The sequence below is a fragment of the Streptomyces sp. SYSU D01066-1 genome, assembly GCF_054956795.1.
In genome coordinates this window covers 226,748-233,164 of sequence record NZ_JBUDHV010000008.1, presented here as the reverse complement: position 1 = coordinate 233,164, position 6,417 = coordinate 226,748, and the positions used below count along the sequence as shown (strand labels likewise).

The window sequence follows — 6,417 nt, the reverse complement described above, 5'->3', positions numbered from 1 at the left end:
GTGTCCGTCCTCGGAACGGCGCGGAATCGGTCTGCTACGGGGGTGGAGCGGGTTGACGCGCCAACCGCTGCGGGCGGACACCCCCCACCCCGTCCCCTTCCCGCCGTACGCGACTGCGGGTACGACCCCGTCCCGCCCGCGCGGGACACCGGCCCCCGCCCGCCATACGCGGCTGCGGGCACGAGTACGGTCCGCCCGCGCGGGACACCGGCCCCCGCCCGCCATACGCGGCTGCGGGCACGAGTACGGTCCGCCCGCGCGGGACACCGGCCCCCGTCCGCCGTACGCGGCTGCGGGCACGAGTACGGTCCGCCCGCGCGGGACACCGGTCCTCGCCGGTCGTACGCGGGTGCGGGCGCGTACCCGCGTCACCGCGGGCAGGCGTGCCGGACGGGGGCGGGTGGCGTTCCCGGGGTCAGAGGCGGGACACGTTCCGTTCGTGGACCAGGCGCAGGCCGATCAGGGTCAGCCACGGCTCGTGCTCGTCGATGACCGAGGACTCGCCCAGGACCATCGGCGCCAGTCCGCCCGTCGCGATGACCGTGACGTCGTCCGGGTCGTCGGCGAGTTCGCGGGCCATGCGGCCGACCACACCGTCGACCTGGCCGGCGAAGCCGTACACGATGCCCGCCTGCATGGCCTCGACCGTGTTCTTGCCGATGACGCTGCGGGGGCGGGCCACCTCGATCTTGCGGAGCTGGGCGCCCTTGACGCCCAGGGCGTCGACGGAGATCTCGATGCCGGGGGCGATGACCCCGCCGACGTACTCCCCGCGGGCGGAGACCGCGTCGAACGTCGTCGCCGTGCCGAAGTCGACGACGACGGCCGGGCCGCCGTAGAGGTCGACCGCGGCGACCGCGTTGATGATGCGGTCGGCGCCGACTTCCTTGGGGTTGTCGGTGAGGATCGGGACGCCCGTCTTGACGCCCGGTTCGACGAGGACGGCCGGGACGTCGCCGTAGTAGCGGCGGGTCACCTCGCGCAGTTCGTGGAGGACGGAGGGGACGGTCGCGCAGATGGCGATGCCGTCGATGCCGTCGCCCAGTTCGTCGCCGAGCAGCGGGTGCGTGCCCATGAGGCCCTGGAGGAGGACCGCCAGTTCGTCGGCGGTGCGGCGGGCGTCGGTGGAGATGCGCCAGTGTTCGACGATCTCCTCGCCGTCGAAGAGGCCGAGGACGGTGTGGGTGTTGCCCACGTCGATGGTCAGCAGCATGGTTCGCCTACTCCGCCGGACGCAGGTCGAGGCCGATGTCGAGGATCGGGCTGCTGTGGGTGAGGGCTCCCACCGCCAGGTAGTCGACGCCTGTCGCGGCGTAGGTCCTGGCGTTGTCCAGGGTGAGGCGGCCCGAGGCTTCGAGGGCGGCGCGGCCGTCGGTCAGGGCGACGGCTTCCTCGCATTCGCCGGGGGTGAAGTTGTCGAGGAGGACCAGGTCGGCGCCGGCGTCCAGGACCTCGCGGAGCTGGTGGAGGGTGTCGACCTCGACCTCGATGGGGACATCGGGGAAGCGGTCGCGGACGGCCCGGAAAGCCTGGGCGACGCCGCCCGCGGCCACCACGTGGTTGTCCTTGACCAGGGCCGCGTCCGAGAGGGACATGCGGTGGTTGACGCCGCCGCCGCAGCGGACCGCGTACTTCTCCAGGCTGCGCAGGCCCGGGGTGGTCTTGCGGGTGTCGCGGACCTTCGTCTCCGTGCCCTCCAGGGCGTCCGCCCACGCGCGCGTGGCCGTCGCGATGCCGGAGAGGCGGCAGAGGAGGTTCAGCGCGCTGCGCTCGGCGGTGAGCAGGTCGCGGGTGCGGGAGGTGACCGAGAGGAGGCGCTGGCCGGGCTCGACGCGGTCGCCGTCGTCGACGTGGCGTTCCACCTCGAACTCGTCCGCGCAGACGACCGACAGGACCGCCTCGGCGACCCTGAGGCCGGCCGCGACGCCCGCCTCGCGGGCGGTGAAGTCGGCGGTGGCCACCGCGTCCTCGGGGATCGTGGCGACCGTCGTCACGTCGACGCCGTGCGCCAGGTCCTCCTGGACGGCGACGTTCGCGATGTCCTCGACCTCCACGGGGTCGAGGCCGGCTTCGGTCAGGAGCTGGGCGAGCGCGGGGTCGAGGCCGCACTCCAGGTAGTCCTCGTCACCGGCTCCGCAGGCGCAGCCGTCGCCGCAGCCTCCGTCGGGGGCGAGGGGGAGGTCGTGGGTGCTCACGTCGTCACTGCTCCTGGGAGATCTCGGGGTTCCGCGCCGGTTGTCCGGTCGGGGGGAAGTCTGCTGTCTGTGTGGTGCGCACGGCGAGGGTACGGTCCGGGTCCAGGGTCACGACGATGTGCCGGCGCCATGCCGTGTCGTCGCGGTCGGGGTGGTCCTCGCGCCAGTGGCAGCCCCGGGTCTCCTCGCGCAGGACGGCTGCGGCGAGGAGCGCGCGGGCCACGCACAGGAGGTTGGTGGTCTCCCAGGTGTCCACGCCGGGCTCGGCGGTCTTGCCGTGCTCGTGGAGGGCCTCGCGGGCCTGGTCGTGGAGATCCTGGAGGCGGTCGGCCGCCCGGGCGAGGGACTCGGCGGAACGGAGCACGCCGGCGCCCTCGGTCATGGTCCGCTGGAGGGTGAAGCGGGCCTCCGGGGGGAGGAGGGGATGCGCGGGGCGTTCGGGAGGGGTGTACGGGGCGGGGGTGCGGGCGGGCCGGGGGGTGGCCGTGATGTCGGCGGCGATGCGTTCGGCGTAGACCAGGCCTTCGAGGAGGCTGTTGGAGGCCAGGCGGTTCGCGCCGTGCACGCCGGTGCAGGCGACCTCGCCGCACGCGTAGAGGCCGGGGACGGTGGTGCGGCCCGCGGCGTCGGTGCGGACGCCGCCGGAGGCGTAGTGGGCGGCCGGGGCGACGGGGATGGGCTCGGTGACCGGGTCGATGCCGTGGGCGCGGCAGGCGGCGAGGATGGTGGGGAAGCGGGTCTCCCACATCGCCGGGCCGAAGTGGCGGGCGTCCAGGTACATGTGCTCGGCCCGCTGTTCGATCATGCGGCGCGTGATCGCCTTGGCGACGATGTCCCGGGGGGCCAGTTCGGCCAGTTCGTGCCGGCCGAGCATGAAGCGGGTGCCGGCCGCGTCGACCAGGTGGGCGCCCTCGCCGCGTACCGCCTCCGAGACCAGGGGCTGCTGGCCCTCCGCGTCCGGGCCGAGGAACAGGACGGTGGGGTGGAACTGGACGAATTCGAGGTCGCTGACCTCGGCGCCGGCGCGCAGGGCGAGCGCGACGCCGTCCCCGGTGGAGACGGCGGGGTTGGTCGTCGCCGAGAAGACCTGGCCCATGCCGCCGGTGGCGAGGACGACGGCGGGGGCGTGGACGGCCCCCACGCCGTCGTGCCGGCCCTCGCCCATGACGTGCAGGGTGACGCCGGCGGTGTGGCCGTCCGGGTCGGTGAGGAGGTCGAGGACGAGGGCGTTCTCGATGGTGCGGACGGCGCGGGTCCGGACGGCCTCGACCAGGGCGCGGGAGATCTCCGCGCCGGTCGCGTCGCCGCCCGCGTGGGCTATGCGGCGGCGGTGGTGGCCGCCCTCGCGGGTCAGCTGGAGGGTGCCGTCGGCCGCCTCGTCGAAGTGCGCGCCGGTGGCGATGAGGCGGTGTACGGCGGCGGGGCCCTCAGTGACCAGGAGGCGGACCGCCTCCTGGTCGCACAGGCCGGCGCCCGCGACCAGGGTGTCGTCCAGGTGCTGGTCGGGGGTGTCGCCCTCGCCGAGGGCCGCGGCGATGCCGCCCTGCGCCCAGCGGGTGGAGCCGGCGTCCAGGCGGGCCTTGGTGACGACGACGGTGCGCAGTCCGGCGGCCTCGCAGCGCAGGGCGGCGGTGAGGCCGGCGACGCCGGAGCCCACGACGACCACGTCCGCGTCGATGGCCCAGCCGGGGGCGGGAGCGTGCAGTCGTATGCCGGTGCCTGCGCCTGTGCCGGTCATGTGGTGGCTCCGGGGGTTCCGAAGGTGAGGGGGATGTTGTCGATCAGACGGGTGGTGCCGACGCGGGCGGCGACGGCGAGGACCGCCTCGCCGGTGAAGTCCTCGTCGATCTCGGTGAAGTCGGAGGGGTCCACCAGGGCCAGGTAGTCCAGGAGCAGGGGCGGGGTGGCCCGGGCGGCGTCGTCCAGGACCAGGCGGGCGGCGGCGCGGACGGCCGCCGGGCCGCCGTGGACGTCCGGGGCGGCCCGGGCGACGGCGTGCGCGTCGGCCGCCGCGCGGGACTCGCCGAGCTTGCCGAGCGCCTTCGCACGCGCGTGCGTGGCGGGCACTTCGCGGGCCCGGGCGCGCAGCGCCTCCTGGGCGGCGTGCCGGTCGCGGCCGGCGAACAGGGCCCGGGAGAGGGCGAGGGCGGTACGGCGTTCCGCCGGGGTGAGGTAGCGGTTGCGGCTGGAGAGGGCGAGGCCGTCCGCCTCGCGGGCGGTGGGGACGGCGACGATCTCGATGCCGAAGTCGAGGTCGCGGACCATCCGGCGGATCAGCGCGAGCTGCTGGGCGTCCTTCTGGCCGTAGAGGGCGGTGTCTGGGCGGGTGAGGTGGAGGAGCTTGGCGACGACCGTGAGGACGCCGTCGAAGTGGCCGGGGCGGGAGGCGCCCTCCAGGCGGTCGCCCATGGGGCCGGCCGTGACGCGGACCTGGGGTTCGCCGCCGGGGTAGACCTCGTCGACGGACGGGGCGAAGACGGCGTCGGCACCGGCCTGCCCGGCGAGGGCGAGGTCGGCGTCCAGGGTGCGGGGGTAGCGGTCGAGGTCCTCGCCGGCGCCGAACTGGAGCGGGTTGACGAAGACGGTGACGACCACCTCGCCGTCCGGGCCCGCGATCCGGCGGGCAGTGCGGATCAAGGTGGCGTGGCCCTCGTGCAGGGCGCCCATGGTCATCACGACGGCGCGGCGGGCGCGGCGCTCACGCGCGTGCAGCTCCGCGGCGGTGCTCAGGAGGGCGGGGGCGGGGGCGGAGGCGGGGGCGGTCATCGGGGGGTTCCTTCGGGGCCGGTGGGGCCGGGGGGAGTTTCGGGGCCGGGGGGAGTGCCGGGGTCGGCGGGCATGCCGGGGCCGGAGGGTGTGCTGGGGCTGGCGGGCGCACCGGGGCCGGGGGGAGCGCCAGGGCCGGGGGGAGCGTCGGGGTCGGGGGGAGCGTCGGGGCCGGCGGGCATGCCGGGGCCGGAGGGCATGCCGGGGCCGGAGGGTGTGCTGGGGCCGGAGGGTGTGCTGGGGCTGGCGGGCGCACCGGGGCCGGGGGGAGCGCCAGGGCCGGGGGGAGTGCCGGGGTCGGGGGGAGTACCGGGACCGGCGGACGTGTCTGGGCCAATGGGACCAGTGGGGCCTTCGTGGCTTTCGGGGTCAGCGGGGCTTGCGGGGCTTGCAGGGCTCTCGGGGTCATCGGAGTCGGTGGTGCCTTCGGCGTCGTCGGCTCCCCGCGTCCCCTCGGCCTCCGCAGTCCCCTCGAACTCTCCAGCCCCCGCAGTCCCTGTGATCTCTCCAGCCCCTCCAGCCCCTCCAGCCCCGTCGCCCCCTCCAGCCCCGCCGCCGGCAAGCACCCCTAGCAGGTCCTCGGCGAGGCGCGGTTCCAGCAGGCCGTGGGCGAGCGCCCGGTCGGCGGTCGCGCGGGCCATCGCCAGGTAGCCGGCGACGGTGCCCGGGGCGTGCGCGCGCAGTTCCTCGATGTGCGCGGCGACCGTGCCCGCGTCCCCGCGCGCGACGGGGCCGGTCAGGGCCGCGTCGCCGGAGCGCAGGGCGTTGTCCAGGGCCGCGCCGAGCAGCGGGCCGAGCATCCGGTCGGGGGCGCCGACACCGGCGGCGCGCAGCAGTTCCAGGGACTGGGCGACCAGGGTGACCAGGTGGTTGGCGCCGAGGGCGAGGGCCGCGTGGTACAGCGGGCGCTTCTCCTCGTCGATCCACTCCGGCTCACCGCCCATCTCGATGACCAGGGCCTCGGCGGCCAGCCGCAGTTCCTCGGGCGCGGTGACGCCGAAGGAGCAGCCGGCCAGCCGCTGTACGTCGACGGGGGTGCCGGTGAAGGTCATCGCCGGGTGCAGCGCGAGCGGCAGGGCGCCGGCCCGCAGGGCGGGGTCGAGGACGCGGGCGCCGAACCGTCCGGAGGTGTGGACGAGCAGCTGGCCCGGGCGGATCGCGCCGGTCCCGGCCAGGCCGGACACCAAGGCGGGCAGGGCGTCGTCGGGGACGGTGAGGAGGACCAGTTCGGCGCGCTGGAGGACCTCGGCGGGCTCCAGCAGCGGTACGCCGGGCAGGAGGGCCTCGGCGCGTCGCCGGGAGGCGTCGGAGACGCCCGAGGCGGCGACCGGGCGGTGCCCGGCGAGCTGGAGGGAGGCGGCCAGCGCGGGACCCACCCGGCCGGCGCCGACGACGCCGACGGTGAGCCGCGCGGGGCGGTCCCTGGGATCGGGGTGTGGTGTTGTGTTCACGCGAC

General features: G+C 75.8%; 4 protein-coding genes and 1 pseudogene. All 5 read right to left on the bottom strand.

What is annotated here, in order from left to right; all coding sequences use genetic code 11:
* Positions 1 to 415: 415 nt before the first annotated feature.
* Positions 416 to 1,213: a type III pantothenate kinase gene (locus ACY1JF_RS11275; protein WP_462704887.1), complete on the bottom strand. Its 798-nt coding sequence runs from the start codon at positions 1,211 to 1,213 to the stop codon at positions 416 to 418.
* Positions 1,214 to 1,220: 7 nt separating this feature from the next.
* Positions 1,221 to 2,195 carry a carboxylating nicotinate-nucleotide diphosphorylase gene (gene nadC, locus ACY1JF_RS11270; protein ID WP_462704886.1) on the bottom strand — a complete coding sequence of 325 codons (975 nt, stop codon included), beginning with the start codon at positions 2,193 to 2,195 and terminating at the stop codon, positions 1,221 to 1,223.
* A 4-nt stretch (positions 2,196 to 2,199) separates the two neighbouring features.
* Positions 2,200 to 3,933, bottom strand: coding sequence for an L-aspartate oxidase (locus tag ACY1JF_RS11265; protein ID WP_462704885.1), 1,734 nt, complete (start codon positions 3,931 to 3,933; stop codon positions 2,200 to 2,202).
* Positions 3,930 to 4,961 carry a pantoate--beta-alanine ligase gene (gene panC / locus ACY1JF_RS11260; RefSeq protein WP_462704884.1) on the bottom strand — a complete coding sequence of 344 codons (1,032 nt, stop codon included), beginning with the start codon at positions 4,959 to 4,961 and terminating at the stop codon, positions 3,930 to 3,932. The genes ACY1JF_RS11265 and panC overlap by 4 nt, the downstream gene beginning before the upstream one ends.
* A gap of 476 nt (positions 4,962 to 5,437) precedes the next feature.
* A pseudogene (locus tag ACY1JF_RS11255) lies at positions 5,438 to 6,412 on the bottom strand (Rossmann-like and DUF2520 domain-containing protein); the annotation flags it as partial.
* Between the last annotated feature and the right edge of the window lie 5 nt (positions 6,413 to 6,417).

Excerpts from the sequence above, each read along its gene's own strand:
- ACY1JF_RS11275 (WP_462704887.1), bottom strand. The coding sequence starts at position 1,213 with ATGCTGCTGACCATCGACGTGGGCAACACCCACACCGTCCTCGGCCTC.
- ACY1JF_RS11265 (WP_462704885.1), bottom strand. The coding sequence starts at position 3,933 with ATGACCGGCACAGGCGCAGGCACCGGCATACGACTGCACGCTCCCGCC.
- panC (WP_462704884.1), bottom strand. The coding sequence starts at position 4,961 with ATGACCGCCCCCGCCTCCGCCCCCGCCCCCGCCCTCCTGAGCACCGCC.